Source organism: Bdellovibrionales bacterium (genome assembly GCA_016716765.1).
Taxonomy (GTDB): Bacteria; Bdellovibrionota; Bdellovibrionia; order Bdellovibrionales; family UBA1609; genus JADJVA01.
The window spans coordinates 46972-62253 of record JADJVA010000020.1 but is presented as its reverse complement, the minus strand read 5'-3'; the positions used below and the strand labels follow the sequence as shown (position 1 = coordinate 62253).

The window sequence follows — 15282 nt, the reverse complement described above, 5'->3', positions numbered from 1 at the left end:
GATTGGGGGCAGTGGCAGAAAAAACTCATTTCTTCTGGTTAAGATGCTTTTTTTCGCCCGAGATAATGCGATAGCTACTTGCCATGGGAGTTTTGGCCCACCTGATCAGAATATCTTTTTCCAGATTCAATTTTGAGACGAGGTCAGTGCTCTCGTTACCCAATTTGATAGGGTCTATCTCAGGCGCAGAAACTTGGACAATGAGTTCCTTCGTTGGGCTGATATCCAAAATATCTCCCTGAGAACCCAGAGCTTTAACTCGCCAAAAGTAGTGCCCTGGTCTGACGTTTGTCCAAATGAATTCGTGGTCTTTCAGAGCTTCGTTGACTTGGAGTGGGTCTGAAAATTCTCGCTTGGTGCTCAATTCCAGAACATAATCGGCGACTCCGAGGAGAGGGCTCCAAGCTAACTTTGGATATTCAACAATGCCGCTTTGTACGCTCGCGGGCACTCGAAGATCGATATGAGAATTGAATCTCAGAGTGATTTTTTGAATGGAGTCAGAAGTTTGAGAAGGATCATTTGAATCGGCGTCCCTCACCCACCGAGCGGGGAGTTGGGCCGCCGAAACAGCTTCGATAGATTGGATAGGCTCGACTGAGGACTTGTCCTCCTCCTTTTCAATCTTGAGGGATTGAAAATTATTTAGGCGAGATTTCTGTCCCGCCACTTCGACTTCGATTTCTCCTTCTTGCGTGTTGCTGATGATACTCAAATCTCCGTCCTTTGACTTTTCGATGTGAATCTCAGAAGAAGTGTCGGTGGTCCGAATTGTTGTGACTTTATTCTGGTGTAGCAATCGAATGGTTTGGTTGGAATTGGACGAAGTTGAAAGGGAACCCAATTTTAGATCGAGAAGCAACTCATTGCCTTGAGCTCGCAAGGTCACGAGGCTGTTTGATTCCAGATTCAGAATCGATGTCGGACCAATTTTCATTTGAATGTCTGAATTTGGACCCGTAAAAATTTTATCCCCGTCGAAGAGCCATTCGCTTTGGCCTGTTGGATACCAATTGAGGCTTTGGTCCAATCTTCGCCTCACATCACCATTCAATCTCAAAATCCTGCCGATTTCAACTTGGTCATGATTTTTCATCAGGAAATAGCGCACAATATAATCTCCCTGCCACAGGAGCATTCCAGTGAGGATTGCACCAAAAAGCCCTGCCCAAAGTGCCATGCGATCTAAGAAATTGAATTTTGGGTCTAGTCGCAAAAAACCATCCTTTCGCAATTAAGGCGTTCTCATAGTTCGTCGTTTTTCCGCTTTCTTTTTAATCAATTAGTCAGATCTGGACCACAGCAAAACGCTCCAATTCACCGATACATATTTTGATGAAATGGCTGAGAGATCTGTCGCTTAAGTATAAGCTCACCTTACTTTTGGTTGTTCTCACGGGCACAATGCTCGTCGCTTATGGACTCACAGTTCTGAGGGAATTTGAGCGAGACAAGATAGCCTACGTCCTGGACTCAAGTTTAGCTTACTCAAGGTCAGCCGCCTTACAAATCAGAGCAGAGGTGAATTACCTCTCCGATAGAGTAAAATTCTTGATGGATGGATTTGATCTTCATAAAAATGGCTTCAATCGACTTTCTGAATCAAATTACCAAAAGGAAAATCAATTCGAAGCCATTCTGGTTCTTTCTCGAAAGGCAAGTGGGGATCAATTCCTAATAGAATCCTTTCTAAAAAAGAATTCTGTTGAAATTGATGAATTTGAGAAAATCAAGGAGGTGAGCAAGATCCTCAGCTCCTCAGTTTTTGAAAATGAGATTGCGGTTTACCAAATGCCCGGTAAATCAAAATGGCTTCTAGGACTTCGCTTTGGGAAAGACGAGGAGTCCTTGGCAGTGATTTCATCGCTGAACTTCAGTCATTTTCTAGGGTTCTTCGAATCAGCCCAGATGCAGGATACCTATTTGGTGTCTCAGACGGGTTCGTTGGTCATGTCTCCGTCCGTCAAAACCTACAATTCGAGTTCAGATGAGATTCTCGAATCAATTCAAGCGGTCCTCAAAAAGATGAAATCGCCTGAAGGGGTTTTTCGGCATCAGACCTCCAAGGGAGAAAAACTCTTGGTATCGATGGCAAGTGTGGGCCTGGGTCATCTCGTCGTTGTATCGATAGTAAGTGAATCTGCCGCACTCGATTCGGTAAAGGCGATCATGTTAAAGTCAGTCATATTTTTGGCATTTCTGTTCTGTGTGACGGTCTGTCTCAGCGTACTTGCTAGCTTGTCCCTCACTTCTTCGCTGAAAAGATTATTAAGTGCCACACACGAAATCGGAAATGGGAACTTTGCAGTATCTGTGGACATTGTGGGAAATGACGAAGTAGGAGCTCTGTCTGTTGGTTTTAACAGTATGGCTAAGGAAATTGAGAGACTGATGATAGAGACGGCAGAGAAGGTGAGAATGGAGGGGGAACTAAAAACGGCCCAGATTGTACAAGCCACGCTGTTTCCAAAAGATCACTTGGTTGAACGCGGTCTTGAAATAAGAGGCTTTTACAAGCCAGCCAATGAATGCTCTGGCGATTGGTGGTATTACACTCGTATGGGTCATCGGACTTTGATTTGCATTGGCGATGCCACTGGTCATGGGGTTGCCGCTGCACTCATTACTTCAGCTGCAAGAAGTGCTGCGAGCGTCATTGAAAGATTTCCAGATATTTCTCTCGGAGAAATGATGTCTCTCTTTAATCAAGCCATTTACGATACGGCAAATGGTCTTGTGATGATGACGTTCTTTCTTGGCATTTATGATCATCAAACGGGGCTATTAACATATTCTCGAGCCAGTCACGACCCGCCTTTTCTCTTGCCGAACAAGGAGGGATTGACCAAGAACGATATCAGGAGTCTCAACCACGTCAATGGACCTCGATTGGGACAAAGTCGGGATGGTCGTTATGAAACCGCCGAGATTGTGCTGGAAGTTGACGATCGAATTGTATTATTCACTGACGGTGTGACCGAACTCACCAACAAGACTGGAAAGAAATGGGGAGAACGCCCGTTTATCAAATGTCTTGTTGACTGCAGCAATAAGAAGATGAGTTTGATGGAGACAGTAGGGCATATTGAAAGTGAATTGAAGAGCTTTAGGGGGGATTCCGTCCTAACTGATGATATCACGTACTTTATCGTATCGAGGTCTAAAGTTTCATGATGTCGCGACAGTTCGTCATCATTATTGTATTTTTTTGTTTTTTCCTTGGCTCTTTGAGTGAAGCTCAGAACATCTCACAATCCTATATTCGTTGGTACAAGCCCAAAATTGAGTCCTCGAGGAAACCTCATCGGTTTCGAGCCGTTCTTTCTGGAAAGACCAGTCCGGGTACACAAATAGAGATCGCATCGGATGAAATTTCGATTTTAACAGACGCAGAAAACATTGAAGTGATTGGCGCGAATGAGATCATGTCTGAGAAATCGGTGAATGCAGACAAAAATGGAAACTTTTTTCTGAATCTGGAAATGCCCCTTGGTATTGTGCAGCTTCCGATTGAAGTGAAGTTTTCAGTTGCCGAGAGCAAGCTCTATCAAATTAACATCGCTCCGCCACCAAATGCTGCGGGAAGTGACTCTTTGAGCCCAGGCAGTTTGGCAACTCATCAAGACTTACCCCACTTTTTGAGTAAAAGGGAAGTTTGGGGTGGAATTGGAATGAATTTTCTCAGATACAATCAAGAAAGTAAGGATATTCCTTCAAACTTAACACTTGAAAGCATTGATGGTCCGACGATTTATGCCAAATTCGTTCGAAGCCTCAATAGTGAGTGGGCTTTTCAAACAACTTTCAACCGATGGCCAGGAGAAACCAATTCTTCAGCAGCCGTCCAAATATCTGAGGGGTCCTACGCCTGGACTTGCTTATCCGGAGATTTTACCTACGTTGATCCTCAGTGGCGCAGGACATATAAGAAATTTGCTTCTGAATTGGGCCTGCAAATGGGTCTTCAATACCACCAGGCTCCGTTTTTATCTCGTTCCAGTACGACCGAACCAGATATTGCTTCCATCGAATCAAATGCCTTTTTTATGGGTGCCATCGGCGGAATATGGCGGCTTCATTTCAATCGGGAGTGGACGATTGAAACCTTTCTACGATATCAGCATCCTTTTTCCTTTCGCAATGAACTCAAGGTGCGACCTGATCTTGCTTTCGATGGTTCTCTTGGCCTCGTCTATCATTGGATGGAAAATTGGAGGTTCGGAATGTTCTGGTACGGTCAATATCAAAAGTATGATTTTACGGGATTCACCGACAGGTATTTCCAATCCACCGGGAACCGTAGCTCCTCTGTTGATGGTACTCAATCCTTTTTATTCTCGAACCTAGAAGCTCGCCTCGGGTGGGAATTTGATTAATGGTTTTTGTGGACCGCCCTTTATTTATTCTTTTTCAAGTAGCTCACTTCAATCTTAGTGCCTTGGCTAGGTGCAGTTTTAAAAATGATTCTCTTCGATTCAAGATGCCATTCTAAACTCTGTTGTGGCAGAGATGTGAGTTGAATACTGCTTTCCAGTGGTTCTTCACTCAATTCGAAAGACGTCAGAAGGTTTGACACCTTTTTGCCAATTTTCGAAAGGGTGGGGCCGAAATCAGAGTCGCAAATGCTTCCGATTAACCCACCAGTTTTTCCCGTAAGTTCGGACACGAAATCGCCGTAATTTCCACCGCCCGCGGTATTTTTTGAAAAGCAATTTGTGTCACCCGGAACAATCACGATACCAAAGGCTGCAAAATTTTTGGAACTGCCCCAAATGCTGCCAAAATGAGATATGAGATCATTAGGAGTTGTAGCTCCCGCGGGACCTGTGCTCATCTCGTCTTCGTCAGATATAATAACAAGAGCCAAATCCGCACCTGGACGAAAAAACCCTTGATTTTGTGTGTCGCGTTTGTCCATTGCCATCATAGAGGCACGCAGGGGTTGCTCATTGCTGGAGGCACAATTGGAATAGCAATCGGACTCTTTTCTGGTGATTGTCTTTAAAAAGGCTCGTTTGTAATCAGGTACAGCTTTTGTTAGAACGTAGGAGCTCGTGCTGTCAAACTTCAAGAGATCTCCATTGGTTGAAAAGGTTCCACCACTGATATCAGTGGTGGTTATTCCTACTTGCCAGTCAACATCTCCAAGTTGGTTAAAAAAGGAAGATATCGTTTCTCCAATTTTTTGCTGCTCCTCAAACATAGAGGGAGAATTATCAATGAGAACTAGAATGTCTACTTGGTTATCACTGGCGTTTTGAAAGAAGACATCTTTCACGCGGGGGTTGTCTATGGGTGGTGGCGTGGGATTATCTACAATACTTGGACTATCGGGAGACAAGGACTGAGCGCCGCCCGCTGTTTCGGGAGTAAAATTCACCTCGGAACAGGCCATGATCAATTGGCATAAGGCGAGTACCGATAATATATAGACCCATCGCTTGTTCATAAATGAACTCCCTCACTGTAAGACTTCCTACCGTGTACTCAGCAAAACCGGTGCCTGAGTATTTATGCGGATCTGCGAGCAATACCTTGGTCTAACTATTTAAAAATAGGGTTTATTATTTTTGAACCGAACATCTCAAGTTGGTCTGATATGTCGACCAAATTCCAGTGTCGAGAGTTCTCACAAAATTCGAACAATTGTTCTTCTCATCGGTTGGCCCAAAGTCCAGGGGCCGGGCAGGCCGGAATTCCAACAGGCTGGCCCCGACCGAGAATATCCTCAGCTTCTGCTGATATCTTAGGCAAATTTAAAGAATCGTATTTAACGCGGTGTTAGAATTGATTGGGTTGGCTTGTGTCACCCCCCTGCGCACAATATAAATTTCAAGAAAAATGACTGATGACTGGACAGTGGGTGTTGGGAATGTTCATTGTCATTATTGTCTGTGGGATTTAGACTGAGGTTTTAGGGAGGCTATTAGGTTGCCTGGAATCCATCATTTAGATATTCGCATTAAGTCACAACCGACCATTTCTACCTGTGGCCCCACCTGCCTTCAATCTATATATGCATACTATAAAGATCGCGTAAGCCTTAACCAGGTGGTCAGCGAGATCCCTGAGTTGGAGGGAGGGGGAACCCTTGGAGTTCAGTTGGGCTCCCATGCCTTAGCCAAGGGTTATGAGGTGACGATCTATTCTCATAATTTGCGCGTCTTTGACCCAACATGGTTTGGCTTGAATAATGTCGATCAAATAGCCAAACTAGAGGCTCAAATCCTCGCAAAGAAAAGCAATCGAAAGATCGTTCAAGTTTCCCGCCATTTTCAAGATTTTTTGCGCAAAGGCGGGAAAATTCAGTTTGAGCCCTTGTCTCCTTCCTTTCTTCATCGATTTCTAGTGCGAGGCCAGCCTATTCTGACCGGGTTGAGTGCGACCTATCTCTATAAATCTGCGCGTGAGGTTGGGGCTGAGTGCGCCTATGATGACGTGAAGGGAGACCCTCAAGGACACTTCGTGATTATCTCTGGAATGGCCAGCGACATGTCCAGAGTTTCCATTGCAGATCCTCACGAACACAATCCTGTTGCCGAAGGTCAACACTATGACGTGGATACTCTTGATTTGATCAGCGCCATTTTGATCGGCGTGATCACATATGATGCTAATCTTATACTAATTAGTAAAAAATAATTTTTTATATGAAGAATCTCGTCGTAGTAAACAATGTGGCTGACTGGAAAATAGGGAAGGCCGACTTTGACCTCGTGAGCGCCAAGGACTATCTGACGGATCAGAAATATCAGGATACCAAGCGTTTTCGTGTCTATAATCTTTGTCGACGCTACAGTTATTGCAGCTTCGGATACTACGTGTCATTGTTGGCTCAGGCCAGGGGCCACCGTCCGTTGCCAAGTGTTTCAACGATATTGGATCTCAAGCAAGCCGGTATGATTCGTCATGGGAGTGATGAGCTAGAAGATTTGATTCAAAAAAATCTTCAGGCGATCAAATCAGATGAGTTTGAATTGAGTATCTATTTTGGAAAAAATCTTTCGTCCAGGTACGAGAGACTATCGCGAAGCATCTATGCTTTGTTCCGTGCTCCCTTTATTCGAGTTTACTTCGAGAAGGTAAAGGGAGACCTCTGGAGACTAAAGACAGTCAGACCCATTCCGTTCAGTGAAATTCCTGAAAGTCATCATGAGTTTGTGATTCAAGTCATGCAGGAGTTTTTGAATCGTAGAAAAGATCAGACTCTCAAGGCAAAATCCCATAAGTATGATTTGGCGATATTGGTTAATCCGAAGGAAAAGCTACCCCCTTCTGACGAGGAGGCCATCAAAAAGTTCATCAAGGCTGCGGATCGGTACCAGATTTGGGCTGAGGTCATCGAACCAAACGAGGCGGCGCGACTGATGACTTTTGATGGACTGTTTATTCGGGAGACGACTTCAGTGGATCATCACACTTATCGAATGGCTCGTCGAGGCGAGGCCGAGGGACTTGTAGTGATTGATGATCCACAAAGTATTTTGCGCTGTTGCAACAAAGTGTTTCTTCACGAAATTTTAAAGCACAACAACATTGCGGCTCCTCAAACGCGGGTTTTCAGTTCAAATCGTTACATGGAGGAGATCAGAGGTCTCAAATATCCGTTGATCTTGAAAGATCCAGATAGTTCATTTTCAATGGGAGTAAAAAAAGTCAATTCGAGTGAAGAGTTTATAGCTCAGGCAGAGGAGTTTTTTAAGGATACGGACCTCCTCATAGGTCAGGAATTTATGCCAACAGATTTTGACTGGAGAGTGGGAGTCATCAATCATCAGGCTATTTATGTTTGCAAGTACTTTATGGCGCAAAGCCACTGGCAGATCATCAATTCAAATGGGGAAAGAGGTATTGAGGAAGGGGGGGCAGAAACATTTGAAGTTGAAAAGGCACCATCCGGACTCATTGAAACAGCACTTCGAGCGACAAGACTAATCGGAGATGGCCTATACGGGGTAGATCTCAAAGAAATTAATGGTAAGTATTATGTGATTGAGGTGAACGATAACCCGAGTATAGATGAGGGCTACGAAGACAGAATTCTTAAGGGTGAGCTTTACTCAAAAATAATGTCAGTGTTTCGTGATCGTCTTGAGGCGAGGGCTCGATGAGTGAACTGGGCTTGGGCCAGGGATTCGGGGTGGAACTCGAATACATGGTTGTCGATATCGAGAGCTTAGATATTCGGCCTGTTGTGGATCAGCTCATTGAATTGGAGGTCGGCTCCATCGTAAATGAGGTTGAGGGCCGTGATATCGGTTGGTCAAATGAGTTGGCATTGCATGTTTTAGAGCTCAAGAATTTGGATCCCACTTTTCCATTTGAGCGACTCATCTCCGGTTTTAACAGTGAAATCGAAAAGATCAATCAGCATTTGCAGAAACACTTAAACTGTCAGTTGCTTCCGTCAGCCATGCATCCTTGGATGATTCCAGAAAAGGAGAGTCGTCTCTGGCCACATGGAAATCGTCAAATTTACGAAAAATTTCATGAGGTTTTTGGTTGTTCAGGGCATGGATGGACAAATCTTCAAAGTGTGCACATGAACTTTTCCTTTGCCACAAGCGATGAATTTAGAAGATTGCATCGGGCCGTTCGATTGATTTTACCTCTCATTCCGGCCTTTTCTGCGAGTTCGCCCTTCTGGGAAGGACGACGGGGACCTGATTTCGACACCCGACTGTATGTTTACCTGAATAATCAAACCCGAATTCCGGAGATTATGGGGGCAGCGATTCCAGACGATGTTTCTTCTATCAATGAGTACAAGGAGCATGTTCTTGAACCGATGTATCGGGCTATCTCTCCTTATGATCCAAAGGGGATTCTGCAGCATGAATGGCTCAATTCTCGAGCGGCTATCCCAAAGTTTAATTATGGCTGCCTTGAAGTGCGACTGATGGACATTCAAGAATGTCCAGAACAAGACATTTCTCTCGTTTGGTTTTTTCGCACCCTAGTGAATCAATTGCTCTCTCAGACATGGACAAGTGAACAGGAACAAGCTGCAATTGATAGTTATTTGCTGAAGAATCTTTTGGAGACTGCCGCGACAAGTGCGAGCAGAGCGGTGTTTAAATCCCATCAATGGCTTTCTCAGTTTGGAATTGATGCCGAAATCTTGAGTGCGCGTGACTTGGGTCATGAATTGTTGGGGAGGATTGGCGGTTCGGAATCTGAAGCGGTCTTTTCTAAGGGAGTAGGAGAGATTTTGAAGTCAGGTACTTTGGCTGAACGTTTGGTTCGAGTCACTGGTTCGCTTGTAACTCCAGTGACCTTGAGGCCGATCTATCAGAAGCTGGCCGAGTGTTTGCGAAACGGAACTCGATTTGATGCCTAAGAGACAGTTTCTGTTCCTATGCGAGCATGCCTCTCATTCGCTGCCAGGATGGGCTCGACCCTTTTTCCCAAAAACGGCAAATGAAATTCTGGAATCACACAAGGGCTGGGATGCAGGAGCGCCGCATCTTGCAAAGATTCTTTCTCGCGGTTTGAAGGGACCACTGCATTGTGGATTGCATTCACGATTGTTGCTGGATCTCAATAGATCAGTTCATTCAAAGAATCTTTGGTCCCATTGGTCGAAAAAAATGCCCGAGGTATTGAAGCAGAGAGCCCTTTTGGAATTTTATATTCCCTATCGAGAGCACGCCTTTCGAGACTTGGCTCGTTTGGTGAGTCGTGGCCCAGTTGGTATCTTTGCGGTTCATTCGTTTGTTCCTGTCTTGAATGGAAAGACAAGATCGACCGATGTGGGCCTTTTGTTTCATCATGCCTCGGAGAAGGAGCGACTCCTCGCGGAATCTTTGAGATTTTATCTTCGTCGTCAGTTACCTGATTGGAAAATTCATTTTAATCTTCCTTACAGGGGTTTTACTGACTGCTTTCTCAATGATCTCAGCGAACAATACCAGGCGAATTCAAACGTGGTGGGATTGTTTCTGGAATTCAATCAAAGCAGAATTGGAACTTTGTCAGAAAGGCGAAAACTCAGCGAGATGATGAGAAAGGCGATTCTTTTAGCAAGTGAAGTGAATTAAAGTTTGAAGAGGTCTTTGGCAAATTTTCCGAAACTCAGTCCTGAGTTCCAGATAAGGTGGAACATAATAAGTGTATCACTGTAGGGAGAGACCTCAGCCAAATCAGTCTCCTTTGTTCCTATGGAGCCGGAAGAGATGATATACGCGGCTCCAAAAGAGAGAGCGCCGAGTGGAATGCTGAAACCTAAGTAAAAACTGTTCGGTGTGAATTCCTGGCGAACTTCTTTAGAAATAGATCCGAAGGAATAATGCCTATCCGCAAGCAGATAGTAATCAGCTCCCAGAGTTATTTTTCCAATATTGAATCGAAGTCCAAGCCCCGGCCCTAGCTGACTGGAGAACTCCTTCTGAGTGGCATTGTTGGCGGTATTTTCAAGTTCAAGATAGCGAAGATTGGCTGTCAAGAAGCTAGAGAACAGAGAGGCAGCATAGACAGGCACAAGTATTCGTCCCTGTAGTGCGAGGCCGTCATAATAGGCTGAAGTCCCATCAGGATTGTCAATCTTGGTGTTTGGCGATCCAATGGCACCTTCGAACTGGATGTTCCCTGTATTCGATTGAGCACCCTTGGCTGTAAGTGCTAACAAACCAATGAGGAGCAATAAAACGGAAGTGAATAGAGCTGTGCCGCCTTGCCTTCTGAAGCTGTGGTTAAATTGTAAATGTGGGTCTGGGAGTTTGCTCTTGGTCATTGTCCCCCTACTACCAAAATATCAGCGACGTCAGTGGTAAAGGTGTTGCGAATGAATGAGGCCTGAATGAGTGTTCCCGAGGTCGTAAAGAGATCAATAGAATCATTGCCTGAGTTAGCAACCAATAGATTTCCGTTGGGCAAAGAGGCAATGGCCGTTGGATTGACTGTGGTGACTCCGTAGGCGTAGAGCAATGTGGCTCCAGTTCCGTTCTCGCTGACGCGATAGATTGCATCGTTGGTCTGGGTAACAACATAGAGGTTTCCATCGGGATTGGTTGTGAGGTCCCATGGGGCTTGACCGAAGGCCACATTGGTCACACAAGTTGCCGTTGCCCCTGAGATATCAAAAATCGAAAGATTGCTTGTGCCAGCAGAGCTTACAGTTGCAAGGTAACCTTGAGAGGTTATAACTATTCCGTGAATGGTGTTGAGAACGCAAGAGCCTGTGGTCGTATTGATGTAGGGACTTCCGCTGACGGGATATCTGGCGCCTGTATTTGTAAACCTCTCGATTGTGCTTGTTTCAGCAACATAGATATTGCCTTGTGAATCGATCTTGGTACCAAAGAGATTTCCAGTTAGAAGTGCGTTGGAAGCAAAAACAGAAACATTTCCAAAAATGTCGACAACGTCGATTCGGTCGGTTCCGTCAACGCTGACCATGAGATGAAAGGGGTCGAGAAAGGCGAGACCGCGAGGAAATTCCGTATTGATTCCGTAATCAGCAAGAATTCCCAAGAACTTTCCAGTGGTGTCGTAGACGCTGATGGCGTAGTTATTTGTGGCGGCAAAGCTTCCAGAAATATAAATGCGATCTTGACCTAGCCCAAGGGCCCCAAACCAGTGATTCCCTTTTTTCGCAGCACAAGAAACGAGGGATCCGCATAGCACCAAAAGGAAAGCGAAAAGGGCAGAGGACAACGAAAAAAAGGCCAATGTGTTCTTAACTTCTGGTTTTGACATATATCTATCATTGTATCGGATTGTATCGAAAAACCTGATGGAGAAACCACATGGGCGATTGAAGTTCCAGACAAAGGACTGAGCTTGCTTAGGAGGGGAGAATACAGAAAAAGGAATTGGGAACGAGGGACTTGATTCTCACTTTTTTTAATTGGATTTTGAGTTAAATGTTTTGATCCATTGCCAAGCTTCCTCGTTGGCTTCATTTTTTAAAGCGTGGCCGACGCCAGGCCAGATTTTTGTCTTAATCCGATTTTTGTAGCCTGGAATTGAGGAGAGAAGTTCAGCTTCATCAAGAACTCCGGGATAGTATCCAGTTGAAGTATTTCGATCACCGACAGCGTAGTAGATTGGTACGGTCCGTTTGCCTTGTTGGGAAGCCGCATTTAGGTTATTGCGAGCGTAGTAGCCGCCTGATCCTGGAAATACCATGATTCCAGCCAAGGAATTTGCATTTTTCGGATCAGTTCCATAGATAATTGAAATGTTGCCACCGGCGGACCAACCTGCAAAATAGGTTCGAGCTCGATCCACGTTGTAGTTACTCTCAAGAATGTTTTGGCTTTCATCAGTGCGTTCAAAAATCAAATTGACATCATTGTAGGAGTTCGTGTCGACGAGAACTATCCGCTCTCTGTCTGCAATCGTCTTCCATTGGGACACGTCCATATTGAAAAGTAAAATGACAGGAGAGGCTTTGGTGCCGACATAACTTGTTGGGAGATAGATCGTTGCACCGAGGCTTGTCGTCATGGAATTTCCAGGTTGGAGGGAGCCTCCGCTCCCGTTTGAGGGGTCAATTCCTGCATCTTCTGGTGGAGGTGGGCTGGGTTTTGGAGGAGGATCTTCGTCGTCGTCTGGTGGCAAGTTGAAGTTTTGATTTTGAGAAGAGGTCTTATAAGCAAAATCGCTTTTTGTGCAAGAAAAGGAAACTAAGATCAAGCCGGAAATGATGAAAATCCCATTTGATCTGATGTGGCGTTGAATTCTTCCGATCATATCTCTATGACACGAGCAATTGGCATGCCGGTAGAAGCCCATCTGAGTGAAAATCAACGAGATAGAATTGTTGGGGATCCGCCAAGTTTGTTCAGATGCCACAGAGTTTGACAATTTAGATTGAACACCAAAATAGAAGCCTACTGGTGATCACCCACGCAACATTCAGACTCAATTGTCTCAATACGAGACAGCCCGAGGTGAATAATTCTATTGATTGAGAAGGGACATGCGTTCGGTAATCTCGATAAGCCGCGACCGGATTCCTTCTTCCATGGCCGAGTGCCCTGCGTCTGGAATAATATGTAACTTGGCCTCGGGCCAAGCGCGACTCAAGTCCCATGCGCTCATCATCGGGCAAACGATGTCATAGCGTCCCTGCACAATTTCACAAGGTATCTGCCGAATTTTTCCAATGTTTTCAAGAAGCCAATTGTCTGATTTAAAAAAAGCATTGTTAACAAAATAGTGGCATTCGATTCTGGCGAAGGCGGTGGCGAACTCAGGTTCGCTAAATGTTCCAATGACTTCCTGGTCTTGATAGAGAAAGGAAGTGGAAGCTTCCCAAATGCTCCAAGCTCTCGCAGCTTGGAGCCGAATTTCTTTGTTTTCATGGGTCAATCTTCGATAATAGGCGGAGACGAGATCGTGGCGCTCATCTTGGGATATGGGAGCCAAATATTTTTCCCATGCATCCGGAAAAATTGAGTCGGCGCCCTTTTGATAAAACCATTCGATTTCCTTCGGTCGGCAAAGGAAAATACCGCGAAGGATGAGACCTCTGACCCTGTCTGGATGTGATTCTGCATAGGCGAGAGAAAGGGTGCTGCCCCAGCTTCCACCAAAAACGAGCCACCGATCTATACTTAAAATTTTTCTTACTTTTTCGATGTCTTCGACCAAGTCCCAAGTGGTGTTCTCTCGAAGTTCGGCATGTGGCAGACTTTTTCCCGCTCCGCGCTGATCAATGAGTACAACTCTAAAAATTTTCGGATCAAAAAATTGTCGGTAAACTGGCGCAATACCGCCGCCTGGTCCTCCGTGGAGAAAAAGAACGGGCTGTCCATCTGGGTTACCCACTTCCTCGTAATAGATTTCATGAAGTTCAGAAACCTTGAGGCGAGAGCTTCTGTAGGGTTGAATCATAGGAAAAAGCGACCGCAAATTTGCGTTCGCTTTTGAGGAAACCCCGTTTGCTGGTGACTCAAATTTCTTGTATTTCATCTGCACAATATCCTTTGGTCTCTATGCGCCTTCCAGTATCGCTGTAACACCCATTCCGCCTGCAGTACAAATCGAAATCAATCCCTTTTTTCCGGGTTTGCCGGCAAGTAGTTTTGCCAAGCCAGCGACAATTCGCGTGCCTGTCGCAGCAAAAGGATGACCAACAGCGACGCTCCCACCTTTGGTATTCATCTTTGACCGATCAATGCTCCCGAGTGGGCTATTGAGGCCAAGCTTGCTTTTGCAAAATTCAGGTGATTCCCAGGCTTTCAGTGTGCAGAGGGTCTGAGCGGCAAAAGCTTCGTGAATTTCATAAAAGGCAAAATCCTGAAGCTTGAGATTGGCTCTTGCAAGCATTTTTGGCACAGCGTAGGCCGGCGCCATCAGCAGTCCCTCGTTTTTGACGTAGTCAACGGCCGCTGTTCCTGAAAACGTGAAGTAGGCCAGAATGGGTAGACCTTTGAGCTTGGCCCAATCCTCACTCGCAAGCAGAACCCCGGAGGCACCATCGGTGAGCGGGGTTGAGTTGCCGGCGGTGAGCGTTCCGCGTCCGCTCTTTCTGTCGAATGCGGGTTTGAGAGTGGATAGTTTTTCTACGGTGGTATCAGCACGCATATTATTGTCTTTGGTGACATTATTGAAGGGGACTATCAGATCATTGTAAAACCCTTCCTCATAGGCCTTCGCGGCTTTTGTGTGGCTTTCAAAGGCCAACTGATCTTGCTCCTCGCGAGTCAGGTTCCACTCTTTAGCCATGAGTTCACAACTCTGTCCCATAGATAAGCGCGTGCGCGGTTCAAGAACACCCGGTGCCACGGGCATGAGTTCCATTGGATTAAAGTTCATCCAGGGCTTTAGTTTTTCCCAGGTTGAGCGTCCACTGGCCGTTTTGACCATGCGGTGACTAAATTTCTTGCTGAATACAATAGGGAGGTCACTGTTTGTGTCTGTTCCGCCAGCAATACCAACATCAATTTGATTAAGGGCAATTTTATTGGCAACCAACATGGCCGCTTCGAGACTTGTTCCGCAAGCCTGTTGAATATCAAATGCGGGAGTCATTGCTGAAAGACCGCTGCCCATGGTGCATTCGCGCGCGAGATTAAAATCGGCCGAGTGCTTCATGACGGCTCCTAGCACGACATCTCCCAGGACTTCATCACGGAGATTGTATTTGTTCACAAGACCCTGGAGCACGAAAGTCATGAGCTCTTGGTTGCTAAAACCCATGTACTTGCCCATGCTTCTTGCAAAGGGAATCCGTAATCCGCCAACAATAGCAACTCGACGTGGGATCATGCCACTTCCTCCTCTGGTTAAAATATAAACCGGTCGGAAGTTGATTCGTTCTCATCAAACCGG

13 protein-coding genes are annotated in these 15282 nt (G+C 45.5%); 6 read left to right on the top strand and 7 right to left on the bottom strand.

Annotated elements, in window-relative coordinates; all coding sequences use genetic code 11:
* Positions 1-25: 25 nt before the first annotated feature.
* Positions 26-1216 carry a hypothetical protein gene (locus tag IPL83_09075; protein MBK9039295.1) on the bottom strand — a complete coding sequence of 397 codons (1191 nt, stop codon included), beginning with the start codon at positions 1214-1216 and terminating at the stop codon, positions 26-28.
* A 119-nt stretch (positions 1217-1335) separates the two neighbouring features.
* Between IPL83_09075 and IPL83_09070 the strand changes: the two genes are divergently transcribed.
* Both IPL83_09070 and IPL83_09065 read left to right on the top strand, forming a co-directional pair.
* Positions 1336-3174: a SpoIIE family protein phosphatase gene (locus IPL83_09070; GenBank protein MBK9039294.1), complete on the top strand. Its 1839-nt coding sequence runs from the start codon at positions 1336-1338 to the stop codon at positions 3172-3174.
* Entirely contained in the window at positions 3171-4376 is a 1206-nt protein-coding gene (locus IPL83_09065; GenBank protein ID MBK9039293.1) for a hypothetical protein, read from the top strand. Before IPL83_09070 ends, IPL83_09065 begins: the two co-directional genes overlap by 4 nt.
* Before the next feature lie 20 nt (positions 4377-4396).
* Here IPL83_09065 and IPL83_09060 read toward each other — a convergent pair whose 3' ends face one another.
* Positions 4397-5449: a hypothetical protein gene (locus tag IPL83_09060; protein ID MBK9039292.1), complete on the bottom strand. Its 1053-nt coding sequence runs from the start codon at positions 5447-5449 to the stop codon at positions 4397-4399.
* Between the two features lie 491 nt (positions 5450-5940).
* Here IPL83_09060 and IPL83_09055 point away from each other — a divergent pair, with 491 nt between their 5' ends.
* The 4 genes from IPL83_09055 to IPL83_09040 are packed head-to-tail and all read left to right on the top strand — an operon-like array spanning position 5941 to position 10040.
* Positions 5941-6642 (top strand): peptidase-C39 like family protein, encoded by a 702-nt coding sequence (locus IPL83_09055; GenBank protein MBK9039291.1) that lies wholly within the window; start codon positions 5941-5943, stop codon positions 6640-6642.
* A gap of 8 nt (positions 6643-6650) precedes the next feature.
* The gene (locus tag IPL83_09050) at positions 6651-8111 is read left to right on the top strand and encodes a RimK family protein (protein MBK9039290.1); all 1461 of its coding nucleotides are present in this window, start codon (positions 6651-6653) and stop codon (positions 8109-8111) included.
* A complete protein-coding gene (locus IPL83_09045) occupies positions 8108-9340 on the top strand; it encodes a glutamate--cysteine ligase (GenBank protein MBK9039289.1) in 1233 nt (410 codons plus the stop codon). Before IPL83_09050 ends, IPL83_09045 begins: the two co-directional genes overlap by 4 nt.
* The gene (locus IPL83_09040; GenBank protein MBK9039288.1) at positions 9333-10040 is read left to right on the top strand and encodes an N-formylglutamate amidohydrolase; all 708 of its coding nucleotides are present in this window, start codon (positions 9333-9335) and stop codon (positions 10038-10040) included. The genes IPL83_09045 and IPL83_09040 overlap by 8 nt, the downstream gene beginning before the upstream one ends.
* Here IPL83_09040 and IPL83_09035 read toward each other — a convergent pair.
* From IPL83_09035 to IPL83_09015, 5 genes are all read right to left on the bottom strand, one after another.
* Positions 10037-10732: a hypothetical protein gene (locus IPL83_09035; protein MBK9039287.1), complete on the bottom strand. Its 696-nt coding sequence runs from the start codon at positions 10730-10732 to the stop codon at positions 10037-10039. The genes IPL83_09040 and IPL83_09035 overlap by 4 nt on opposite strands.
* Positions 10729-11697, bottom strand: a complete 969-nt coding sequence (locus IPL83_09030) for a hypothetical protein (protein ID MBK9039286.1) — start codon at positions 11695-11697, stop codon at positions 10729-10731. Before IPL83_09030 ends, IPL83_09035 begins: the two co-directional genes overlap by 4 nt.
* Before the next feature lie 147 nt (positions 11698-11844).
* The gene (locus tag IPL83_09025; protein MBK9039285.1) at positions 11845-12696 is read right to left on the bottom strand and encodes a hypothetical protein; all 852 of its coding nucleotides are present in this window, start codon (positions 12694-12696) and stop codon (positions 11845-11847) included.
* 210 nt (positions 12697-12906) lie between these two features.
* Positions 12907-13920 carry a prolyl aminopeptidase gene (gene pip / locus IPL83_09020; protein ID MBK9039284.1) on the bottom strand — a complete coding sequence of 338 codons (1014 nt, stop codon included), beginning with the start codon at positions 13918-13920 and terminating at the stop codon, positions 12907-12909.
* 21 nt (positions 13921-13941) lie between these two features.
* Entirely contained in the window at positions 13942-15219 is a 1278-nt protein-coding gene (locus IPL83_09015) for an acetyl-CoA C-acetyltransferase (protein ID MBK9039283.1), read from the bottom strand.
* Positions 15220-15282 lie beyond the last annotated feature (63 nt).